Annotated in this window: 22 protein-coding genes and 2 tRNA genes; 19 read left to right on the forward strand and 5 right to left on the reverse strand. The window is 66.5% G+C overall.

Features of this window, described 5'->3' with window-relative positions:
* Nucleotides 1–25 precede the first annotated feature (25 nt).
* A complete protein-coding gene (locus tag ABZ004_RS23015; RefSeq protein WP_355682554.1) occupies nt 26–763 on the reverse strand; it encodes a prepilin peptidase in 738 nt (245 codons plus the stop codon).
* Between the two features lie 208 nt (nt 764–971).
* Between ABZ004_RS23015 and ABZ004_RS23020 the strand changes: the two genes are divergently transcribed.
* The 10 genes from ABZ004_RS23020 to ABZ004_RS23065 all read left to right on the forward strand — a co-directional run bounded on the left by ABZ004_RS23020 (nt 972) and on the right by ABZ004_RS23065 (nt 10,489).
* Nucleotides 972–1,625, forward strand: a complete 654-nt coding sequence (locus ABZ004_RS23020; protein WP_355682556.1) for a response regulator transcription factor — start codon at nt 972–974, stop codon at nt 1,623–1,625.
* Nucleotides 1,626–1,966: 341 nt separating this feature from the next.
* Nucleotides 1,967–2,395, forward strand: coding sequence for a prepilin-type N-terminal cleavage/methylation domain-containing protein (locus tag ABZ004_RS23025; protein ID WP_355682558.1), 429 nt, complete (start codon nt 1,967–1,969; stop codon nt 2,393–2,395).
* 99 nt (nt 2,396–2,494) lie between these two features.
* Nucleotides 2,495–3,583, forward strand: a complete 1,089-nt coding sequence (locus ABZ004_RS23030; protein WP_355682560.1) for a type IV pilus twitching motility protein PilT — start codon at nt 2,495–2,497, stop codon at nt 3,581–3,583.
* Nucleotides 3,580–4,893: a GspE/PulE family protein gene (locus tag ABZ004_RS23035; protein WP_355682562.1), complete on the forward strand. Its 1,314-nt coding sequence runs from the start codon at nt 3,580–3,582 to the stop codon at nt 4,891–4,893. Before ABZ004_RS23030 ends, ABZ004_RS23035 begins: the two co-directional genes overlap by 4 nt.
* A gap of 2 nt (nt 4,894–4,895) precedes the next feature.
* Nucleotides 4,896–6,101: a type II secretion system F family protein gene (locus ABZ004_RS23040; protein WP_355682564.1), complete on the forward strand. Its 1,206-nt coding sequence runs from the start codon at nt 4,896–4,898 to the stop codon at nt 6,099–6,101.
* Entirely contained in the window at nt 6,101–6,556 is a 456-nt protein-coding gene (locus ABZ004_RS23045) for a type II secretion system protein (RefSeq protein WP_355682565.1), read from the forward strand. Before ABZ004_RS23040 ends, ABZ004_RS23045 begins: the two co-directional genes overlap by 1 nt.
* Complete coding sequence (locus ABZ004_RS23050) at nt 6,547–7,143, forward strand: prepilin-type N-terminal cleavage/methylation domain-containing protein (RefSeq protein ID WP_355682567.1); 597 nt, start codon at nt 6,547–6,549, stop codon at nt 7,141–7,143. The genes ABZ004_RS23045 and ABZ004_RS23050 overlap by 10 nt, the downstream gene beginning before the upstream one ends.
* Nucleotides 7,140–9,161 (forward strand): hypothetical protein, encoded by a 2,022-nt coding sequence (locus ABZ004_RS23055; RefSeq protein ID WP_355682569.1) that lies wholly within the window; start codon nt 7,140–7,142, stop codon nt 9,159–9,161. The genes ABZ004_RS23050 and ABZ004_RS23055 overlap by 4 nt, the downstream gene beginning before the upstream one ends.
* Before the next feature lie 51 nt (nt 9,162–9,212).
* Nucleotides 9,213–9,854: a response regulator transcription factor gene (locus ABZ004_RS23060; protein ID WP_355682571.1), complete on the forward strand. Its 642-nt coding sequence runs from the start codon at nt 9,213–9,215 to the stop codon at nt 9,852–9,854.
* 17 nt (nt 9,855–9,871) lie between these two features.
* Nucleotides 9,872–10,489, forward strand: coding sequence for a hypothetical protein (locus tag ABZ004_RS23065; RefSeq protein WP_355682573.1), 618 nt, complete (start codon nt 9,872–9,874; stop codon nt 10,487–10,489).
* A 236-nt stretch (nt 10,490–10,725) separates the two neighbouring features.
* Here ABZ004_RS23065 and ABZ004_RS23070 read toward each other — a convergent pair whose 3' ends face one another.
* Together ABZ004_RS23070 and ABZ004_RS23075 are read right to left on the reverse strand one after the other, a co-directional pair.
* Nucleotides 10,726–11,271, reverse strand: a complete 546-nt coding sequence (locus tag ABZ004_RS23070) for an NUDIX domain-containing protein (protein ID WP_355682574.1) — start codon at nt 11,269–11,271, stop codon at nt 10,726–10,728.
* Nucleotides 11,268–12,569 (reverse strand): zinc-dependent metalloprotease, encoded by a 1,302-nt coding sequence (locus ABZ004_RS23075; RefSeq protein WP_355682576.1) that lies wholly within the window; start codon nt 12,567–12,569, stop codon nt 11,268–11,270. Before ABZ004_RS23075 ends, ABZ004_RS23070 begins: the two co-directional genes overlap by 4 nt.
* A gap of 151 nt (nt 12,570–12,720) precedes the next feature.
* Here ABZ004_RS23075 and ABZ004_RS23080 point away from each other — a divergent pair, with 151 nt between their 5' ends.
* The 6 genes from ABZ004_RS23080 to ABZ004_RS23105 all read left to right on the forward strand — a co-directional run bounded on the left by ABZ004_RS23080 (nt 12,721) and on the right by ABZ004_RS23105 (nt 18,779).
* Complete coding sequence (locus tag ABZ004_RS23080) at nt 12,721–13,146, forward strand: molybdenum cofactor biosynthesis protein MoaE (protein ID WP_355682578.1); 426 nt, start codon at nt 12,721–12,723, stop codon at nt 13,144–13,146.
* A gap of 30 nt (nt 13,147–13,176) precedes the next feature.
* A complete protein-coding gene (locus ABZ004_RS23085; RefSeq protein ID WP_355682580.1) occupies nt 13,177–13,410 on the forward strand; it encodes a hypothetical protein in 234 nt (77 codons plus the stop codon).
* Complete coding sequence (locus tag ABZ004_RS23090; protein ID WP_355682582.1) at nt 13,407–14,444, forward strand: PDZ domain-containing protein; 1,038 nt, start codon at nt 13,407–13,409, stop codon at nt 14,442–14,444. Before ABZ004_RS23085 ends, ABZ004_RS23090 begins: the two co-directional genes overlap by 4 nt.
* Complete coding sequence (locus tag ABZ004_RS23095; RefSeq protein WP_355682583.1) at nt 14,432–15,037, forward strand: PPA1309 family protein; 606 nt, start codon at nt 14,432–14,434, stop codon at nt 15,035–15,037. Before ABZ004_RS23090 ends, ABZ004_RS23095 begins: the two co-directional genes overlap by 13 nt.
* Entirely contained in the window at nt 15,034–18,036 is a 3,003-nt protein-coding gene (locus ABZ004_RS23100) for a UPF0182 family protein (RefSeq protein WP_355682584.1), read from the forward strand. Before ABZ004_RS23095 ends, ABZ004_RS23100 begins: the two co-directional genes overlap by 4 nt.
* 176 nt (nt 18,037–18,212) lie before the next feature.
* Nucleotides 18,213–18,779, forward strand: a complete 567-nt coding sequence (locus tag ABZ004_RS23105) for a hypothetical protein (protein ID WP_355682585.1) — start codon at nt 18,213–18,215, stop codon at nt 18,777–18,779.
* 79 nt (nt 18,780–18,858) lie between these two features.
* Here ABZ004_RS23105 and ABZ004_RS23110 read toward each other — a convergent pair whose 3' ends face one another.
* Complete coding sequence (locus ABZ004_RS23110; protein WP_355682587.1) at nt 18,859–19,920, reverse strand: hypothetical protein; 1,062 nt, start codon at nt 19,918–19,920, stop codon at nt 18,859–18,861.
* Between the two features lie 105 nt (nt 19,921–20,025).
* Nucleotides 20,026–20,991, reverse strand: coding sequence for a GNAT family N-acetyltransferase (locus ABZ004_RS23115; protein WP_355682589.1), 966 nt, complete (start codon nt 20,989–20,991; stop codon nt 20,026–20,028).
* A gap of 105 nt (nt 20,992–21,096) precedes the next feature.
* Between ABZ004_RS23115 and ABZ004_RS23120 the strand changes: the two genes are divergently transcribed.
* The 3 genes from ABZ004_RS23120 (at nt 21,097) to ABZ004_RS23130 (ending at nt 22,317) form a co-directional block, all read left to right on the forward strand.
* Nucleotides 21,097–21,174 (forward strand) — tRNA-Met (locus ABZ004_RS23120).
* A 242-nt stretch (nt 21,175–21,416) separates the two neighbouring features.
* Nucleotides 21,417–21,490: transfer RNA gene (locus ABZ004_RS23125), tRNA-Met, on the forward strand.
* Between the two features lie 239 nt (nt 21,491–21,729).
* Nucleotides 21,730–22,317, forward strand: coding sequence for a GNAT family N-acetyltransferase (locus ABZ004_RS23130; protein WP_355682591.1), 588 nt, complete (start codon nt 21,730–21,732; stop codon nt 22,315–22,317).
* The last annotated feature ends 39 nt before the right edge of the window (nt 22,318–22,356 follow it).

Raw genomic sequence — 22,356 nt, forward strand, 5'->3', positions numbered from 1 at the left:
GTGACTCAAACGGATGATTCGTTACTTAAAGTGACACATTGGTGAGGAGGATCGTTAGGACGGCGGCGACCATGACGGTAGCGGAGGGTAGTGCGGTCTTCCGGGTCGCTCGGTCGGCAATGGCGAGGACGAAGGAGATGAGACCGCCGATCACTAGGGCGGACCAGGACAGGTAAGCCAGTACGCCGCCCAGCAGTCCGGCGAGTTTGACGTCGTCCCAGCTCCTCCTTGCCGGAGCGATCAGTGCCAGTAGTAGGTAGAGCCCGAGCATGGCTGCTCCGCCCAGACCGGCCCTTGCCAGGGGCAACCAATCGTGTTGCCAGGCGGCTGCGCCGGTCAGCAGGACCGCCAGCACCGGGTACGACGGCAGGACGATTGCGCTCGGCAACTTCTGCAGCTCCAGATCGATCAGCGCTAGAGCGATCCCGATCGCCGCGAAGCAAAGGTATGCAGGTACGGCGGGCAGGCGGTCGAGCCGGTCGAGTCGCCAGGTGAGGGCGGCGAAAAGCACGCCGGTGCCGAGTTCGACGAGCGGATAGCGCGCGCTGATCGGCGTACCGCAGTACGCGCACCGGCCGCGCAGGATCAGCCAGCCGAGGACCGGAATGTTGTGGCGGGCCCGGATCGGCCGGCCGCAACGGGGACAGCGGGAAGCGGGACTGACCACCGATTCACCGCGGGGAACCCGATGGATGACGACGTTGAGGAACGAGCCGACGGCAAGCCCCAGCAGCAACACGAGCACCAGCAGTGCGACGACCATCTGTGGCCTCCTCCCGCGATGACACTGGGTAACATCCGAGCCGGAAAGAGCGGTGGAAAACACCGGCCGTTCCGGGGTAACGGATCGTGGAGTTTGAGCGATGATAGTTACAGAAGGTTAATTGCGCGTTCACCCAACCTTCATCGCAGAGTCTGTCGCCATAGATTGCCCGTCCGGTCGTGGAGGGCAATGACAGCCGGGGGGAAACATGGCGAATTCAATCATGGTGGTGGTCATCGACGGCCACACGCTGACCCGCTACGGCCTGGTCGGGCTGGTCGCCGGGGCCGAGGACATCGAGATCGTGGGTGAGTGCGGTTCGGCGGCGGAAGCTGCTGCGGTCGTGGCCGTCGCGATCCCTGATGTCGTGGTTCTCGACGTGGCCTTGCCGGACGGCGACGGGTTGCGGGTTGCCGCGGAGTTGCGCGACCGGTATCCCGAGCTCGGGATCGTCGTACTGACCTCGAATACCGAGGACGACGTGCTGTTCAGAGCGCTGGAGACCGGTGTGTCGGCGTTTGTCTGCAAGACGGCGCCCAATGTCGAGGTGCTGGCCGCGATCCGCCATGCGTCGGTGGCCGCCTGCTCCTTCACCGCGACCGGGCTGGCCGGGGCGCTCGGTCGCCGGAGTTCGATCGTCACCGGTCTGACGCTGAGTCCGCGGGAACAGCAGGTGCTGGCACTGTTGACCGATGGGATGTCGGTGCCGGCCATCGCCCGGTCGATGTTCGTCAGTCCGTCGACGGCCAAGACCTACGTGGCGCGGCTGTACGAGAAGCTCGGCGCCTGCAACCGCGCCCAGGCGATCATGACCGCACTCCGCCTCGGCCTGATCGAACGCCAGTTGTCGATTCCGGCCTGAGTGTCTTTCTGACCGGCACCAGGCCGGTGCCAGCAAGTAACCAAGCGTTGCGCGGAGTGGTTGCGGAGTTGCCCCTCAGTCGGCGAAACGCTTGATCGATCCCTGTCGGCCGTTCGGTGGACAGGTGTCGGCCATCGGGCCGGTGACCTCAGCCGTTCACCCGCTGTGGCAGCGATCCCACAGGGGCAAGTCTGTGACGCGGCAGCTACGGCATTCCGGGGGGATGTGAGCGGGCCACGCTGGATTTACAGGGGTCGAGCGTGTGCCGGTCGTCCGCGACTGCCGCGCCTGCACGACCCCGTGTCTCCGTCGCCTGCCGGAGCATCTGCAAAGGAAGCAGCATGAACGACCGCCTTCGGGTCGCCGTCAACGGTGCCCGAAAAGTCCAGCACGCCCGCAATCAAGCCGACCCTGACCAATCCCGAAGGGTCCATCGCGTTCGACGGCGTACCGAGGCCGGCTTCACCCTGATCGAACTGCTGATCGTGATCGTCATCCTGGGGGTGCTGTCCGGGATCGTCGTGTTCGCCGTCAGCGGCATCCAGGACCGGGGCAACGCCGCCGCCTGCAAGACCGACAAGAAGACCGTCCAGGTCGCGGTCGAAGCGTTCTACGCGAAGAACGGCACGTACCCCAGTGCCGGTGACGCCGGCTGGCTCCAGCTCACCGTCGGCCTGGACCAGATGCTCCGCGAGAAGCCGGTCGGTGAGGGCTACACCATCACGCTCGGCGTCGGCGGCCTGGTCACGGCCAGCGGCGCCTGCACGTAGTACCCCGTTGACGGTGGACCGGCTCGGAGGAGGGCCGGTCCACTGCCTCGAACGTGACCTTGAGGAGGGTCGCAAAAACCGAACCCCGGAAGGGATTCCATGAAAGTTCCCGTGCAAGGTAGCCGGGTCGATCTCCTGCTCGAAGAACTCTGGAACGCCGGCGGTACCGACCTGCTCCTCACGGTCGGCATGGCACCCCAGTTGCGTGTTCACGGGGTCCTGCGCCCGGCCGGCGACAAGGTGAGGCTGACCCGGCGGGACACCGACGACATGCTCGCCGAGGTGCTCAACCCGCATCGCTCGAACGTCTGGCAGACGACGTACGAGCACGACTTCTCCTTCTCCTGGCGGGACAACGCACGGATCCGCGCGAACGCGTTCACCCAGCGCGGTGACACCGCGCTCGCGTTGCGGATCATCCCGCGCAGCATCCCGACCATGTCCGAGCTCGGTCTGCCGACCGTGCTCGGCAGTTTTGCGCGCTTGCATCAAGGCTTGGTTCTAGTCACCGGGCCGACCGGCTCGGGCAAGTCCACGACGCTCGCCTCGATGATTCACCAGATCAACACCGACCGGGCCTGCCACATCATCACCATCGAGGACCCGATCGAGTACGTGCACGAGCATCGTCGCTCGGCGGTGAACCAGCGGGAGGTCGGCAGTGATACGGCGTCCTTCCCGGATGCCCTCCGGGCCGCTCTCCGCGAAGACCCCGATGTCCTGCTGGTCGGCGAGATGCGGGACCTCGACTCGATCCGGTTCGCGCTGACGATCGCCGAGACCGGCCACCTCGTCTTCGCCACCCTGCACACCAACGACACCGCGCAGTCGCTGGCCCGGATCATCGACGTCTTCCCGGCCGAGCAGCAGTCGCAGGTCCGCGTCCAGCTCTCGGCCGCGATCAGCGGGGTCGTCCATCAACGCCTACTGCCACGCGTCGGCGGCGGCCTGATCGCGGCGTTCGAGGTGATGGTCGCCAACGCCGGCATCAGGAACCTGATCAAGGAGGGCAAGACCCACCAACTGCGCAACGCCCTGGTGACCGGTCGCCGCGAAGGCATGGTGACGCTCGAACAGTCGCTCTCGCAGCTGGTCCAGGCTGGCGACATCTCGTACGACGACGCGGTCGCGCGCAGCTCCTATCCGCGCGAGATCGAGGCCCGCCCCCGATCGGTGGTCCGGCCATGAAGCACCGCGGCCAGGTCAGCGCGGTGGAACCGGTGATCGAAGGCGGCAACGCGCTGGCCGGGATCGACGAGCGGGTCCGGATGTTCGAGGCCCGCGACGACGTCGTACGCCGTACGCCGGCCGCCGTGTCGGCCAACACCGAAGCGCCGGTCGTCCAGGTGGTCCAGCTGATCATCACCCAGGGCCTGCGCGATCGGGCCTCCGACATCCACATCGAGCCGCACGACCACCGGATCCGGGTCCGGTACCGGGTCGACGGGGCGCTCCGCGACCAGCTCGACCTGCCCGGCTCGATCGGGCCTGCCCTGGTCAGCCGGATCAAGGTGCTCGCCGATCTGAACATCGTCGAACGACGGCGCTCCCAGGACGGTCAGATCCGGATGCAGGTCGAGGACCGCGACGTCGACATCCGGGTCTCCACGGCGGCGGTGGTCGGTGGCGAGAAGGTCGTACTGCGGTTGCTCGACAAGAGCCGGCCGCTGTTCCGGCTCGAGCAGCTCGGGATGCCCCCCGAGCTGGCCGAGCGGTATGCGGAGCTGCTGCGTACGCCGTACGGGATGGTGATCTGCGCCGGGCCGACCGGGAGTGGGAAGACCACCACGCTCTACGGGTCGCTCGGCCAGATCGACACCCCGGAACGCAACATCATGACGATCGAGGACCCGGTCGAGTACTCCTACGCCTCGATCAACCAGATCCAGATCAACGAGGCGGCCGGGATCACCTTCGCGACCGGGCTGAAGTCGATCCTGCGGCAGGATCCCGACGTCATCCTGGTCGGCGAGATCCGCGATGCCGAGACCGCCCGGATCGCCGTCCAGTCGGCGCTGACCGGGCACTTCGTGCTCTCATCGGTGCACTCGACCGATACGGCGACGGCGGTACATCGCCTGCTGGACATGGGGATCGAGAACTTCCTGGTCGCATCATCGGTTAGTGCAGTGGTTTCACAGAGGCTTATCCGGAAGATCTGTAATAAGTGCCGCCAGTACTACGAACCGCCGGCCGCCGAGCAAGCCTTCCTCGCGTCGGCCGGAAGCGCGGTGCCGATCGGCGGGCTGATCCGGGGAGTCGGCTGCGACGAATGCGCCGGCACCGGCTATCTCGAACGGACCGGTGTCTACGAGCTGATGCCGGTCACCGACGCCCTGCGCGACCTGATCGTCGATCGCGCTCCGCTCGTCGAGATCCGCAAGACCGCCCGCCACCAAGGGATGCGCACGCTGCAGGAAGAAGCGGCCCGGCTTGTCCAGGCCGGCGTGACCACGGTCGCCGAAGTTCTCCGATCCATCTACACGGTGGGGGGCTGACAGTGACTAGATACGCCTACGTCGCGGTGGAACCGAACGGCAGGACGACCCGCGGCACGACCCGGGCGCAGAGCCGCGAAGACGCCGAACTCGCCTTGTACGAAAAGGAATTGCGGCAGATCCGGGTGAAGGAGAAGCCTGGCCTGCTGCAGATCGAGATCACCGCGCGGCGGGTCATGCAGGAGGAGGTCATGCACCTGACCCGGCAGCTCGGCGCGTTCGTCCAGGCCGGGATGCCGCTCACCGACTCGGTGCACAGCCTTGGCCGGGAGTCGTCCAATGCGACCGTCCGGCGGATGATGTTCGAGGTCGAGGACGGGCTCCGGGACGGCGAGAAACTCTCGGACTGCTTCGACCGGCATCCGCGGATCTTCCCGGAGTACTACCGCGGCATCCTGCGCTCGGCCGAGCTGAGCGGCCGGCTGGACACCGTGCTCGCTCAGCTCGCCCGTTACCTGGAACGCGATCTCGAGGCACGTCGCCGGATAAAACAAGCCTTGATCTATCCCTCGGTGGTCGCCGCGATGTCGATGGTGACGGTGGTCGTACTGGCCGGGTTCGTGCTGCCGAAGTTCAAGGAGTTCTTCGCGAGCCTCGACGCGGAGCTGCCGTTGGCGACGCGGATCCTGCTCGGCCTGACCGACTTCGCCACCAGTTGGTGGTGGGCGATCCTGATCGGCTCGGGCTTGTTCATCCTGCTGATGGTGTACGTGCTCGGTACGACGGCGGGCCGCTATCTGCGCGACCGGTTCGTGCTGATGATCCCGGTGGTCGGAGCGACGGTTCAGTTCGCCTTGGTGGAGCGGTTCTGCCGGATCCTGTCGTCGATGGTCAGCGCGGGTGTGCAGCTGCCGCAGGCGTTGCGAATCGCCACGGGATCACTGCCGAACAAGGTGTTCCGGCGCGCGCTGGCCGGCGTACTGGAGGCGATGATGCAGGGGGAGGGGCTCGCCAGGCCGCTGGCCGCTACTGGGATGTTCCCTGCGACGGCGGCGGAGATGCTGCGGGTCGGGGAAGAGACCGGGACGCTGGACAACCAGTTGGAGGTCACTGCGCAGTACTACGAGGGTGAGCTGGACTACAAGCTCAAGAAACTCATCGGACTGTTCGAGCCGGCTGTGATCATCGTGATGGGCCTCGTGGTCGGCTTCGTCGCCGTGGCTCTGGTGTCCGCGATGTACGGCATCTTCGGGCAGGTGCAGGGGTGATGCGGCCACCGCGGGGACGCGGCGATCGCGGGGAGAGTCTGCTGGAGCTGGTAGTTGCAATCACGCTCATGGGAGTGGCGATCGTCGCCGTCATGTCCGGGCTGACGACGACACTGTTGATGTCGGACATCCAGCGCAAGCAGGCGACCGCGGGCGTCGTCGTACGGGACTATGCCGAGGCGCTGCAGCAATATGTTGCCGCCGGCCACTATGTGTCCTGCGCCTCGTCGTACTCCGTTCCAGGTTTCGTTGCGCCGGAGGGGTTCGCAGCGAAGGTCGTCGCCGGGTCCGTGCAGTACTGGTCTCTTGGTGCGCTGTGGTTGCCACTGTGCTTGCCAGATCGAGGTCTGCAGCGGGTACGGATCTCGGTGGCGAGCAATGACGGTCGGGCTTCGGAGTACTTGGACGTCGTACTGCGAAGGCCTTGTGGTGTGGAGGATCCGCCGTGCAGCTGAAGCGCGGTGAGCGCGGCTTCACCCTTGTCGAGCTGCTGATCACCATCTCCCTGATGGGTGTGGTCTCGCTGGCACTAGGAGACCTACTGATCAACGCACTCCGGGAGATGAGCGCAACCTCGGACCGGATGGACCTCTCCCAGGACGCACAGCTGAGCGCGGTCTACTTCGCCCAGGACGTGGCTGCGGTAGGCCTACGCGACTACACCGCAGGCACTCCCTCTCTACCTTTCAAACCCTCAGTCCAACTGAACACCCAAGACGATTCCTGCGGCCCGCTACCAACCTCCGTACTACGCCTGCTCTCCGACGACTGGACCATCCCCACAACCCGCCGCACAGCCACAGTCGTCTACTACCTACAGGGTGAAGACCTCCACCGAGCTACCTGTCTGAGCCCGGCAACAGTCCCCACCTCTGACGTAGTAATAGTCCAAAACGTAGTCCCCACCAGCGTCTCAGTAACCTGCCCAACCTCCTGCACCGCAGCAACTCTCCCCGCAACAATCACCCTCCACCTGACAGCCAACAAACCCTCCACCGGCGACTACCCCATAACCCTCACCGGCCTCCGGAGACAGTCATGAAGCGGGACGAGCGTGGGTCGTCCCTCCTGCTGGTACTAGTGGTGATCAGCGTTGTGGGGGTAGCTCTGTCGGCTTTGCTGACTCGAGCAGACTCGGCGCAGAAGGTCAGCAACGCTCTCCGCGACCAGGCAGCCACCACCTATACAGCCGACGGCGCCATGCAGGCCGCCATCAACAACCTCCGCAACAGCACCTACAGCGGCGAGTCCGGCCAACACTGCTTCGGCCTCACAGACTCCCTCTCGCTACCGACCTTCACGCCGGCCCGCAACCTCCTGGAGCTTCCAACCTCAGCAGCAGTGACCTGTACTCCGGACCCCAAGCAGGTAGTAGTCCAATGCGACGGATCGACCTGCAACCGCCCCGACAACGCGATCCTCACCGTCGGCCGGATACCCGGCGAGGACGGAATCTCGATCGACCAGCCGGCAGACTCAACCCTCCGCATCCACGGCAAAGTCTTCTCGAACTCCTCAGTCAACGTCTCAGCCGGCCAGCTCAGCGCGTCTGGCACCGTCTCGGCAAGAGGCCTCTGCTCAGGCATCACCTCCGCCCTCTGCAACCTCGGTCTCGGCACACTCCCAGCCGGCGACGACCCCCAGTACTCGTCCCTACTGACCACAGCCCCAGCCCACCGAGAACTCCCGCCCTGCACGAAGGCGGGCTCAGTCGTCACCTTCCTGCCCGGGTACTACGACGACGCCGTCGGACTCACCCGCATGATGAACGGCGCCAGCTCCTGCCACGGCAGCACCTGGTGGTTCAAGCCCGGCGCCTACTACTTCGACTTCCACAACAGCCAGAATCCTTTGCTGGGCAGCGGTTCCGACGTCTGGACCGTCGACGACGGCAACCTGGTCGCCGGTACGCCGGTCAACGCGGCCGGCTCTCCCTTGGCAGCCCCACCCGTGCCCGCCGCGATTCCCGGCGCCTGCGCATCGCCGCTCGCCGGCTCCACGGGTGGGGTGCAGTTCGTCTTCGGCGGCGACAGTCAGCTGGTGATCGGGAACGGCCGGGCTGAGCTGTGCGGCAGCTACTCGTCCTCGGCGCCACCAGTCGCGCTCTACGGACTGGTTTCTGGCGAAGCAGCGTTGACGGACCGAACGGGTGCCGATGCGTTGAAGCCGACTTCGGCGTCTCTGCTGAGCCCCTTCCTCCTCACAGCCACTCCGAGCCGGCTGGCGACAGTGGACGGGGTCGCGGCGACCTGGAAGAGCACGAAGGCTCCGGACACTGCAGTACTTCCCATGAGCGGTTACGCGGCCAGCGCCGTCCCAGCTGGCTCGGTACTGGAGTCTGCGGCGCTGAAGATCACCCATCGGCACAAGGACGTGGCGACGACCGACAAGCTGGCTGTCTCGGTCGATGTCGGGTCGGGAACACCTCTGACCGTGACGGCTGGCGGGGTGCCAGGCGGAACGGCGTACGGGACTGAGACTCTGCCACTGGACGCGGAGCGGACAGGGGCTTTGGCAGGTGCGATCTACGACGGCACGTTTACGGGAGCGAGCCTCACGATGACCGCCGGGTTGGTAGCGAAGGACGACGTCGAGGACATCGACGCTGTGCGGCTGGAGCTCACCTACACGCCACCTGCACTCCGCAAGGCGAGCGGCTGCGTATTAGACGGCCCGTACGCCGGTGGTGGGAGCGCCTGTGCGCTAGTACGAGCCACTGGGCGCTTCTCCGTGGCAGGCAGCATCTACGCGCCGGACGGAGTAGTGGACCTCACCATCAGCTCCGACGGCACCGGATTCCGGGCGGGTGCGGTGATTCGTGCTTTGCGGGTGTCGGTGACGGGCAAGGTCACCGGGGTGACGTTCGACCTGCCAGACGACACGCCTGGGTTCAGCTTGGCGCTGCACCTCAAGGCGTACGTGTGCCCGAACGCGTTGCTCTGCTTGCCGAGTGGTCGCCCGGCGCTGCAAGCGAAGGTCGGCCTGGTCGACACCAACCCGGGTTCACCCACCGCCGGTCGGCGTCAGGTCACCGTGCTCGGGTGGTGGCGCCCGGGCTGAGCTATGGCACTGCGGCCTTGCTGTACCTAGGTTGGTCCTCGGGGGAACTACATGAACGAGCAGGTCAAGGTCGTTGTCGTTGACGGCCACACATTGGTTCGGTACGGACTGGCAGGGCTGGCGGATGCCGAACCGGACATCCAAGTAGTAGGTAGCACCGGCCTGGGGGCGGAAGCAGCAAGCATGGTCGTCTCCACGCGCCCGGACGTACTCGTTCTGGACGTCGTACTGCCGGACTCGAACGGACTAGAGCTCGCCAGAAGCCTCCGCAGCCGGTACGCCGACCTAGGGATCGTCCTGCTGGCTTCGAACGGCCAAGACGATGTGCTGTTCGAAGCACTTGAATCAGGAGTGTCCGCCTTCGTCACCAAGGCAGCGCCTACGGACGAAGTGCTCGCTGCGATCCGCCATGCAGCCGTCGCGGCGACTTCCTTCACAGCAACCGGCCTGGCAACTGCCATGGCCCGCCGGGAACAAGCATCGATGCAACCGCTCCTGAGTCCCCGTGAAGCCGAGGTCCTGGCGCTACTAGGCGAAGGCCTCTCGGTCCGTGCGATCGCAGGCTCTCTCTGTGTAAGCCTCTCCACCGCCAAGACCTACGTAGCCCGCCTGTACGAAAAGCTAGGCGCCTCCAACCGCACCCAGGCCATCATGACCGCCCTGAAGCTAGACCTCATCGCGCCCAAGCCCTAGTCGGCTACTGTCACCCAATGCCCGACTCACCGGACCGACGGGTCGTAGTACTGGTCGTTCCTCCCACCGGCACCTGGGCCCCACCCGGCCGCTCTCCAGAAGCCTGGCGCCTGGCCCTAGCCGAAGACACCTACGAAGTCCTGGCCTCCCTGGACCGAGTAGACGTAGCCATCGCAGTTCCCGGCGGCACAGAGTCCTCTCTCGCAGAGATCTCCGCCCTCACCTGGCCCGACACCCCGGTCTTCTCGGTGGACCCCGCCAGCCCGATCCTCGCCGCAGCCGAATCCGTCGGTTCCGCCGCCGCGATGGTCGCCGTCACCCACGACGCCCCAGACCTTCCAGGCCTACTGATCGGCAAACTCTTCCGAGCCCTGTCCTCAGCCGACCTAGCCGTCTGCCCCTCCGAAGACGGCACCCAAGTAGCCATCGGCCTCAACCTGCCTCCAGCCGCCTGGTTGCTCCCAACGCTGGATTTCGGCATTTCAATGGCAGAACTCGACGAGATCAAGCCGCGACGGCATGCGGTGGCGATCGGGCCTGGTTGGCACAGATTGCGCTCGGCCGGTGACATTGCGCGACTGGATCCGGGCCTGGAGGGCTGGGACGCGACCCGCGCGATACTTCGCCGTGGTTGAGCCGTCACCTTCTTCGTTCCAGCTCGTTTCACCTGCAACGGGACCTGGGGATGTGTCCTCGAGGTCGTCGTCGTGACTGGGTCTGTCGGTGCCGTTCAGGGGCGGTGAGATCGGCAGTACCCAGGGACGGGGGAAACGACGACGACCCGGGGCGCCGTGAACGACCGGGGCGGTGGGGCAGGGAAGGAATTGAGAGCCTGTGCGGACCGGACCACAGGGATCGTCCGCACACCCGTTCAAAGACCCGGTACGCCGCGGGCTCGCTTCACCAAGTCGGCGACCGACCGGTCGACCCCGTCCGGCAGTGCGTCGAGCCCGAACCACGCCAGGTCATGCGACTCCTCGCTGACCACGTAGTCCGTACCGGCCCCGACCGTCACCAAGAACTGCACGTCCAGGTGGAAGACGCCCTTGCATCCACCCGCCAGCAACTCATGCCGCGAGAGCTGCACCGGTTCGGCCGAGATCGTCAGCCCGCTCAACCCGGACTCCTCCGTCGCCTCCCGCAACGCCGCACCGGCCAGCGTCACATCGCCGGCCTCGCAATGCCCACCAAGCTGCAGCCAGAGGTTCACAGTCTTGTGCAACGTGAGCAGCACCCTGGCTCTGGACGGATCCAGAACCAAGGCGCTCGCCGTCAGATGCTCGGGCCGCGAACTCCGCCACATCCCGTCCTCGTGCTGAGCGAGGTACTTCAGGTAGTGCTCCCGCAACTCAGCCTGCTCGGCGTCCGGCGCGTCCCACTCGGTCAGCGTGACGACAGCGTCGTCATGCAGCGTCACTTGCCGTCGTCGTCTTTCGGAGCATCCTGGGGAGCGCCCCCGTCCTCGGGCCCCAGGAAGTCCGTGATGTCGATGTCGGCCAGCTCGCCGGCGTGCTGGGCGAAGCCGATCGGGTCGTCCAGATCAGTGGCGCTCGGCAACAGATCCGGGTGTGACCACAGCTCGTCCCGCCCGTCGACCCCGCGCGCATCCCGTACGGCGGCCCACAGGTTCGCCGCATCCCGAAGCCGCCGGGGCCGGAGCTGCAGCCCGACCAGGGTGGCGAAGGTCTGCTCGGCAGGCCCGCCCGCCGCGCGACGACGGCGTACGGTCTCTGCAAGCTGTACTGCGGCCGGCATCCGATCCTTGGTCGCCTCGCGGACCACGTCGTCGACCCAGCCTTCGACCAGAGCCAATGCAGTCTCCAGCCGAACCAGCGCGGCCTTCTGCTGCTCGGAGTCCTCAGGCTCGAAGAGCCCCTCGGCCAGCGCTTCCTGCATCGCCTCCGGGTTCTGCATGTCCACGTCGGCCATCGCGCGCTCGATCTTGCCGGAGTCGACCTCGATCCCGGCCGCGTAGTCGGCGACCGCGGCGAACAGGTGCTGCCGCAGCCACGGCACGCCCGCGAACAGCCGCTGGTGCGCGCACTCGCGCAGCGCCAGGTAGAGCCGGACGTCCTCGTCGGTGAGTCCCAGACCCTCGGCGAACTTCGCCACGTTGTCCGGGATCAGCACCGCCTGGCCGGCCGGTCCGAGCGGCAGCCCGATGTCGGACGAGCTCACCACTTCACCGGCCAGCTCGCCGAGACCCTGACCGACCTGCGCCCCGAAGATCGAGCCGCCGAGCTGGCGGAGCATGCCCGCCATCGGCCCGGCCAGCTGCTGGGCCTCGGCCGGCAGGGCGCCGCCCATCGCGCCGGCGACGTGTTCGGCCACCGGGTCGACGACGGTCTGCCAGACCGGAAGAGTGTTCTCCACCCACTCGGCGCGGCTCCAGGCCGCGGAGTTGGTGGTTGCCTCCGGCAGCGTGGTGGCCGGGTCGAGCCAGTGCTCGGCCAGCCGGACCGCGTCCGCGACGCGCTCGTTGTCGGTCGGCGTGACGGACCGGTCGCCGGCGGCGGAGACGGTCTTGCGCGCGATGTCCTTGGCCAGGTCCCAGTTCACCGGCTTGCCGTCGGTCGATCCGCTGAGCAGCTGCTGGACCTGAGCGAAGATCGCGTTCAGGTCGGGGGCGCCGCCCGCGCCGGCCGCACCGGAGAACTGCTGGAACATGGCCTCGAACGGAGTTCCCTTGAACGGGTTGTCCGGTTCGTCGCTCATCGGAGTGGGCCTTCCTGTGCAGTGGGGCGTACAACTCCAACGTACTGGTTACCGCGTACCGTTCCTCCATGGGCGAACGTATCCGGACCCTGATTTCGCCCTGAGCATGCTGTGGCCGGGTGACGCAGGCCACCAGCGGTAAGGAAGAGGTATGACAGAGGCGATCAGATTGCTGGACATCCGCGACACCGCGCTGTCCAGCGACGAGGTGCTGGCCGCGATCGCCGACCCCTCGGCCGGCGGCACCGCGCTGTTCATCGGCACCGTCCGCAACCACGACCACGACCGGCCGGTCGACGAGCTGAGCTACGAGGCCCACCCGGACGCGCTGAAGCAGCTCCGCGAGGTCGCCGAGCGGATCTGCGCGGACCCCGGGGTGACCGCGCTGGCCGCCGTGCACCGGACCGGCCCGCTCACGATCGGCGACGCCGCGGTGATCGTCGGTGTCGCCGCCGCGCACCGCGAGCTGGCCTTCGCGGCCTGCCGCCGGCTGATCGACGATCTCAAGGCCGAGGTTCCGATTTGGAAACACCAGCACTTCACCGATGGTGCGAGCGAGTGGGTAGGCACTTGCTGACCCGTACGCTGGGCGCATGAAGGTGGCCCGATGAAGGTCCTGGCGTGGCTGGCGTTCCCGCTGGTCGCCACCGTGCTGGCGATGTGCTGGGCGGCTTGGCGGGGGCGGAGCCGTGGCCCGCGCCGGTCCGGCGGCGCGTTCGCGTCGGTGGAGGACTTCCGCCGCTTCAACGAGGCGGTGGCCGCACCCGGCCCGCTCGCCACTCCCGTACCGCGTGGAGGACTGCGCGGACTCATCCAGAAGATCGCAGGGCAGGGTTCGTGACACGTCGTACCGCCACGCTGGTCACCTCGATCGTCGTGCTCGTCATCTCACTCGGACTGGTGACCGTCTTCCCGGTGCCGTTCGTCTCGTTCAGTCCCGGCCCGGTGAAGAACACCCTGGGAACGGCGCGGAACAAGCCGGTGATCGAGATCACCGGCCACGAGACGTACCCGACCACCGGTGAGCTCGACCTCACCACGGTCTCGGTGACGTCGCCGGATCGCGACCTGACGCTGCCGCAGGCGATGCGCAACTGGTTCGACCCGCACCGCGACCTGTTCCCGCGCGACATCATCTACCCGCCGGAGCAGAGCGCGGACGAGGTGGAGCAGCAGAACACCGCGGAGATGACCGGCTCGCAGGACAGCGCCGTCGCGGCCGCTCTGCAAGAGGTGCCGGTGCCGTTCAGCCCGAAGGTCTCGTCGGTGTCCAAGGGCGCGCCGGCCGACGGCAAGCTGAAGCCCGGCGACGTGGTGCTCGACGTCGACGGGGTGGCCACCACCAAGGTGCCGCAGGTCGGTGAGCTGGTCCGCAAGAAGAAGGTCGGCGAAGACGTCACCTTCCGGATCCGGCGGGCCGGCGTACAGCAGACCGTGGTCGTGAAAACCGCGGCGACGCCCGGTGACGCCTCCCGCCCGATGGTCGGCATCTCGATCGGGGTCGATTCGGCGGTCAAGGTGAGCGTGAACCTCGGCCAGGACATCGGCGGCCCGAGCGCCGGTACGGCGTTCGCGCTGGCCATCTACGACAAGCTGACCCCGGGTGCGCTGCTGGACGGCAAGCACATCGCCGGCACCGGAACCATCGACGCGCTCGGCCAGGTCGGCGCGATCGGTGGCATCCAGCAGAAGATCGCCGGCGCGAAGGCGTCCGGCGCCACGGTCTTCCTCGTCCCGGGACCGAACTGCGCGGCGGCCCTGCACGCCGGCGTCAAGGACATCCGGCTGGTGAAGATCACCACCCTGCACGAGGCGATCGGCGCATTGAAAGCACTGGCCAGTGGAACTGGAGACGTCCCGGCATGCACTCCGTAGAACCTGCTTTGAGTCAGGCGGTCATCGAGATCGAGAAGCACGTCAGCAGTGCGGGCTGGGATCAGCCCGCGCAGTTGTTCGCGCTGGTCCCGACCGACGAACTGCTCCGCGCGGAACCGCAGCTCGCGGCCGAGCTCGGCGCCGACGACGCGGCCCAGCCGCTCACCCCGGTGGCCCAGGGCGAACTGCCCGGCGGGATGGACGACGAGCACATCGCCGACGCGCTGGCCCGGATCGAGTGGCCCGAAGGGGTCAGCGGCTGCGCCCTGGTCGTCGAGCGGATCGTGCTGCCGGCCGCGGTCGAATCGGGCCTGCAGGACGCCGAATCCGATGCCGAGCTGGCCCGGCTCGCGGGCAGTGATCCGCGCCGCCACGAAGTACGGATGGTGGCGGGCGTACTGCGCGAAGGCGACCGCTTCGGGGCCGTCCGGTTGCGCTCGCACGACGAGGACACGGCGGTGCTCACCGGTGTCGACTTGGTCCCCACGCTTTGCGAAGTACTGTCATTGACATTCGAGCCGTCGGCCGGGAGTGCTCCCGCCGGTGGCCCTGGGGTCGGCGGTAGCAGTGACGACGAGGAGAACCGATCATGAGCGACGGCGTCTACGACATGCCGGAGGAGCCGCGAAAATCCCGGCGTACTCCGGGTCAGCGGCCGCGGGCCCTGCTGCCCACCATCGCCACCCTGATCGTGCTGCTCATCCTGTTCAGCGTCTTCACCGACGTCTGGACCCAGCGGCTCTGGTACCGGTCGGTCGACCTCGGTTCGGTCTTCAGCACCGTGCTCGGCACCCGGGTGCTGCTGTTCGTGGTGGTCGGCCTGCTGATGGCCGTGGCCGTGGTCGCGAACGTCATCGTCGCGTTCCGGACCCGCCCTCGGGTCGCGCTCGCCCCGTCGCCGAGCCCCGGCTTCGAACGGTACGGCGAACTGCTCCAGCAGCGCGGCAAGATCGCGATCGGCGTGCTCGCGACGCTGATGCTCGTCTTCGGCGGCTCGGCCGCGTCGGGGGAGTGGAAGGTCTTCCTCGCCTGGCGGAACCGGACCTCGTTCGGCGTCACCGACAAGCACTTCAACAAGGACATCTCGTTCTTCGTCTTCGACTACCCGTGGCTGCGGGTGCTGCTCGGCTTCGGCTACTCGATCGTCCTGCTGTCACTGGTCGCCGCGATCATCACACACTACCTGTACGGCGGGTTCCGGCCGTCCGCGAAGGGCCAGAAGGCCTCCGGCGCGGCCCAGGTGCAGTTCTCGATCCTGCTCGGCCTGCTCGTTCTGCTGAAGGCCTTCAGCTACTGGCTCGACCGGTTCGGCCAGACCACCGCGGACAGCAGATTGTTCACCGGTATCTCGTACACGGGTGATCATGCGGTCCTGCCCAGCAAGGAGATCCTCGCGGTCATCGCGGTTCTCTGTGCCGCTCTGTTCTTCGCGAACGTGGTCCGCAAGACCTGGCTGCTACCGGGCGTCGGCACCGTCGTGCTGATTCTCTCGGCGATCCTGCTCGGTGCGTTGTGGCCGGCGTCGCTGCAGCAGATCCGGGTCCGCCCGAGCGAGCCGGTGAAAGAGTCGGCGTACATCAGCAAGAACATCGCGGCGACCAGGCAGGCCTATGGGCTGGAGAACACCAAGGTCACCGACTACCAGGCGAAGACGACGGCCCAGCCGGACCAGCTGGCCGCCGACGCCGAAGTACTGCCGGGCATCCGCCTGATCGACCCGACCGTGGTGGGTCCGACGTTCGAGCAGTTGCAGCAGGTGCGCGGTTTTTACTCGTTCCCGACCGACCTGGACGTCGACCGGTACAAGATCGGCAACCAGATCCGGGACACCGTGATCGCGGTCCGCGAGGTGCAGGTCGACGCACTGCCGGCCGGCCAGCGCAACTGGAACAACGACCACACCGTCTACACCCACGGCTTCGGCGTGGTGGCCGCGAACGGCAACGACCGCGCCCCGGACGGTACGCCGGTGTTCTCCGAGAAGGACCTGCCGCCGACCGGTCAGCTCGGTGACTACGAGCCGCGGATCTACTTCGGCGAGCAGTCCCCGGACTACTCGATCGTCGGCGGCGCCAAGAACGGATCGCCGGTCGAGCTGGACACCCCGGAGGCACCGGGCCAGAAGGGTGGCGACCCGACCCTGAACACCTATCAGGGCAAGGGCGGCGTTCCGCTCGGCTCGTTCGGGAACAAGTTGCTCTACGCCACCAAGTTCCGGGACGCGAACATCCTGCTGTCCAGCCGGGTGAACACCGACTCGAAGATCCTCTACGACCGGACTCCGCGCGAGCGGGTCGAGAAGGCCGCCCCGTGGCTGACCCCGGACGGCGACCCGTACCCGGCCATCGTCGACGGACAGGTGGTCTGGATCGTCGACGGGTACACCACCTCGGCGAACTACCCGTACTCGGAGAAGGTCGCGCTGGACGACAGTACTCGCGACACCACCACCGGGCGCGGGACGATCGCGTCCCAGCCGAGCGAGCAGATCAACTACATCCGCAACTCGGTGAAGGCCGTCGTGAACGCCTACGACGGGTCCGTCGACCTGTACGCGTGGGACGAGAGCGACCCGGTGCTAAAGACCTGGATGAAGGCCTTCCCCGGGACGGTCAAGCCGAAGTCGGCCATCTCGCCGTCGCTGAAGTCCCACCTGCGCTACCCCGAGGACATGTTCAAGGTCCAGCGCGACCTGCTGGCGAAGTACCACGTGACCGATCCCGGCACCTGGTACCAGAACAGCGACCTGTGGCGGGTGCCGGCCGACCCGACCCAGGGCACGGCCACGGCGGATACGGCGACCACTTTCCAGCCGCCGTTCTACCTGTCGCTGCGGATGCCGGACCAGAGCGACCCGAAGTTCTCGCTGACGTCGGTCTACGTGCCGAACGCGCAACGGGAGAACCTGACCGCCTTCATGGCAGTCGATTCCGAGGCTTCGTCGCCGGACTACGGCCAGTTCCGGATCCTTCGATTGCCGGGGAACGTGCAGATACCGGGTCCTTCGCAAGTCGCGAACAAGTTCGCGACCGACGACGGGATCAGACAGGCACTGTTGCCGTTCAGCCAGAACAGCGGTACCCGGGTGCAGTACGGCAACCTGCTGACGCTGCCGCTGGGTGGCGGTCTGCTCTACGTGCAACCGGTGTACTCGGTCCGGACGAGTGGTTCAGGTAGCTATCCCGTACTCCGGTACGTCCTGGTCAGCTTCGGTGATCAGGTCGCCTTCGGGTCGTCGCTGCAGGAGGCGCTGACGAAGGTCTTCAACACCCAGGTCAACACGGGCGAGAAGGATCCCAACGGCACCAAGAATCCACCGGCCAACCAGACGATCAAGCAAGCGCTGGCCGAGGCGCAGGCGGCCTACAACGCGGCCCAGGCTGCGCTCAGGAAGAGTGACCTGGGCGAATACCAGGCCCAGGTCAACAAGATGAAGGCCGCCATCGACCGGGCAGCGGCCGCGGGTGCGGGGCCGACGACGCCCACGACCACGCCGACGCCGACCCCGACCGGGACTCCCACCGAGACGCCCACCGGGACGCCGTCCACGTCGACGACACCGTCGAGCCCACCGAGTTCGCCGACCGGCTGATCGCCTGCGCTCTCTTCTCCTGGACCCGCACCCTTTCCTTTGGGTGCGGGTCCTTTGCGTTTGTCCACAGGCGCGAAGTTGGTGGTCGCGATGTGCCGCTTTCGCGGCAACTTCTTAGACAAGAAGGACGCCTGCCCTGCCGTGGGGCAGGCGCCGGCTCCGCCTAGGAGGCAACCATGTCCACCCGTACTACGAGCTCCCGCGTCCGCCGTATCGTTGGCGGCGGCCTGATCGCTGCCTCCGTTCTGGCGGCGGCACCAGCGGCCGCCGTCGCATCCGAACCGCAGTACGGAGCTCATCAGGCTCCGCCTTCGACCCAGCAAAGGGCGTGCACCTTGGACGGATTCGTCATCGACCAGCTGCCCGGCGGCATCGGCTCGCCGAGCGACTTCGCCTACGAGTGGGAGGACGTCAGCTTCCACAGCAGAGTCTGGGAGACCGGGCCCGACCCGGAAGGCGCCACCGTGGTGGACCTGACCGTGAAGACCATCCGCGGCGTCAAGCTGACCGATCTCAGCGAACTGCGCACCTTCCTGACCGAGTACCACGAGCAGGATCCCGACGAGTGGAAGCTCACGCCGGTGACAGTCGGTGCCTTCGATGGGTACCTGGCTGCGGACCAGGTCTTCTACTTCGTATCACCCGGCGTCGGGGCCGAGGTCTCCATCGACCGGGCCCGCTTCACCGAGGACGACCTCCTGAACACCGCGAACGGCTTCCGCCCTGAGAGCTCTACCTCCTGACCACCTTTGATGCTGATGGCAACGAACGGGCGGCGACACCGATTTCTACCGGAGTCGCAGCCCGATCGGGGCGGCAGTTCTAGAGGATGGAGTTCGCGCTGACCGTGAAGCCGGTGTTGACTGCTGCTCCGGAGTTGGTGAAGCAGTTGACGTCCCGGACGATCAGGTCAGGGCCGGTGGTGTTGGTCCAGAAGGTGTTCAGTCCACAGAAGTTCGGGTTCGCCCCGTAGGCCGTCACCTGGACGGTGTTCTGGGTGAAGCCGATCTTCGGGAAGGTCACCATCGACAGTCCGGTGCCGGCCGCGAGGATCGTGTTGGCGCTCAGACCGAGCACCGAGTTGAAGTTGGTGGTCGGTGGTCCGGCCGGCGGCTGGTTCAGGAAGTAGCCGAAGTACTTCGGCGGGATCGCCGCGCCGTACAGGGAGACCTTGTACTGGTAGGTGAGCGTGAATCTGGTGTTCAGCAAGGCGCCGGCGGCGTTGAAGCAGAGCACCTTCACGTCCTGACCGCCGCCGGTGGACGCCCAGCTGCCGACCTTGCAGCGAGCGCCCTGTTGGGGATTGACGGCCGTCGCCTGCAGGCTGCCGTCGAGCGGACCACCTGTCACCAGACCGGGGAAGCGCACCAGCCATTGACCGACACCGCCCGGCGTCGAGGTGTTGGCAGCGCCGGTCGAGTTGAACTGGCTGATCAACGCCCCGGTAGCGGCCGAATCGACGTACCCATAAGGACCTGACGAAGGACCACCGGAGGCTCTCACGAAGAACGCACTGAAGCTGGACACGTCCAGCGCGCCGCCGACGCGGTAGCAACGGATGATGGCGATCTCGTCAGCGCCGGACTGCCCCCAGGTCTCCGCTTGGCACCAGTGCGGTGTGTTGTTGACCGCGGTGACATGGACGACGCCGTTGGGCGCGCCCTGACCCGGGAACTTCACCTGGTACCGCCCGATACCGAGCGGCGTCACGGTGGTGGTGGTCGGCCAGGTGCCGAACGGCACGATCGACGCACTGGTCTGGTTCCACAGGACCCACGCTTTGCGGTCGGGGACTGCGGCGTCAGCCGGGCTGACGATGGTGAGGAACATTGCCAGCATCAACAGACAGGCTGCGAGGCGGGCAGGCAAGAACGATCTGGACATGAATTTCCCCCCATAGGAAACGACTACTGAGGAGATGCAAACATGCACAATCAGCGATGGCAATAGCTCATTGTGAACACTTATCTACAGAGCGTTTGATTCAGTTCAATGCCCGAGCATCCGGTGCAGGCGATGAAACGTTTGGACGAATCCAAGGCTGGGCCAGGCTCTCGACGACAGCAAGTTGGTCACCCGCCAGTCCGTCGCGATGCAGTCGTAACCGGCCTCTGCCGACCAGTTCAGCACCGCCTCACTCAGTGCCCGCCCAGCGCCGATGCCTCGAGCGTCAGGGAACACCGCCGCGTACGAGAGGAATGCGGCATTCTCGGGCTGAGCCAGGCCGCTGTGCGCACTGGACTTGTCCAGCGAGCAACCGATCGCCATGCCGATCACCCGTCCGTTGTCCTCGGCAACGAAGGTCGTGTACGACGGGTCGTCGACGTCTTCCTCCCACTCGGCCAGCGCCTCCTCAATCGTCGGCACCTCACCGGCTGAGAACACCGGCGACATCCCTTGATGCTGTGGCAACACGAGCTCGAGTTCGGCCAGCGCCTGGACGTCATCGCGAGAACACCGCCGCACGATGAGATCCGGGTGCGCCGCGTACGGCGTACTGGGCACTGGCCGTACTGCGTGTGCGTGTTGCGAGCCGAATCCCAAACGGAACCAAGCATCGATGAGGGCTGCATCGTCGGGCACCAACGCGTAGTGCGCGATCAGGCCCTGCTCGTACCAGTTGGTTGCCGCGTCCCCGTAGAGATCTCTGATCTTCTCGGGATCCCTTGCTGCGTGCCCAGCTCGCTCCACCCAGACGTTCGGTCCCCACACACTGCTGCTCTTCGGGGCCCCGAGCAAGTACCCGGTGATCTCGTCGCCCTCCACCAGCACAGAACCCGACGCCCCCTCGGTCTCCCAGACGGCGGTGACCTCTTTGAGAGCGACCGTCTGATCCTCGTACGCAGCCGGCAGCAAGGGATGCCTCTTCCGATGCAGCACATGCCGCTCCGCAAGCAACCGCGCAGCAGCAACCAGATCGGCCCCTTCGAACGGCCGCATCACAACTCGAGCCATACCCGGACGCTACGCCGCACCGTCCGTGCGGCGACACGATTTTTCTGCTCCGCGTTATTCGATTTGTTTACCCGGCCGGGAGTCTCTAAGCTAGGCACACAACGGCGCGGGGTGGAGCAGCTCGGTAGCTCGCTGGGCTCATAACCCAGAGGTCGCATGGTTCAAATCCTGCCCCCGCTACCAAAGAAGGCCCGGACCCTCAAGGTCCGGGCCTTCGTTTTTGCCTGGCCTCCCAGTCCGAAGTGCCCGCAGGCGTCGCGCCTACCGGCGTACCGGTGAGGCCACGCCCGCTGACAACTGCCAGAGCCGACCTCTGGCCGTCGCTGCCGTCTGTCAGAGCAGCCTTTCCTCGCCACCCGCCGACGTCAGCCCCGGATTTGGTCCCACACCAGCTATCTACTAGACTCCTACTTGTAAGAAAGCGGCGCGGGGTGGAGCAGCTCGGTAGCTCGCTGGGCTCATAACCCAGAGGTCGCAGGTTCAAATCCTGCCCCCGCTACTTACCGAAGGCCCGGACCTGGTGGTCCGGGCCTTCGCCTTGTCCCCCCGCAATAACTACGCGCCCGACGCCACGCTCGCTCCTGCGACGCTCCCTCGCCCCGAGCTCCCGCCCGAGGCGCTCGGCCGGCCAGACTCGAAACCACTCGGGCGCGACCGGCCGCCAGTCATCAACCCTCACCGCTTTGCGAGCGGGATTATCGGACGCAGATCGTCTGGAATCGGGGGTAGTTTGCTGGTATGTCCGAGTTCAGGATCAGGGCGCTTACGCCGGAGACATTTGACGACTTCGCCGCTCTTGTCGAGCGGAACAAGGGGATGTTCGCCAGTTGCTGGTGTACGCATTTCCATCCCGACTGCGCGGAGAAGGGCCTGACTGCCGAGGGGAACAAGGCACTCAAGCAACGGCTGGTGGCCGACGGGATCGCGCACGCGGCTCTGGTGTACGACGGCGACCGGGCTGTCGCCTGGGCGGAGTACGGAACACCCGACGAGCTACCCGGCATCCAGCACCGCAAGGAGTACCTGGCTACCGCCGAGCGCCTGCCCGACTACCGGGTCACTTGCATCCTGGTCGAGCGCAGCTTTCGCGGCCATGGCCTAGCGGCGATCGCCTTGCGCGGAGCCGTCGAGCTGATCGCGCAGGCCGGCGGCGGCCTGGTCGAGGGCTACCCGCACGACACCGGCGGCGTACGGAAGAAGAACTCGTCCTTCCTCTACAACGGCACCCGCACGATGTACGAGCGCGAAGGCTTCACCTACGACCGCCCCAAAGGCCTGGGCAACTGCGTGATGGTGCGCGAGGTCGCTCCAACCACGCGCACCTAAGCCACAAGCCAGCCGCCGCGATGCCGGACCCAGGCAGCC

The organism is Kribbella sp. NPDC006257, assembly GCF_040613535.1.
GTDB lineage: Bacteria > Actinomycetota > Actinomycetes > Propionibacteriales > Kribbellaceae > Kribbella.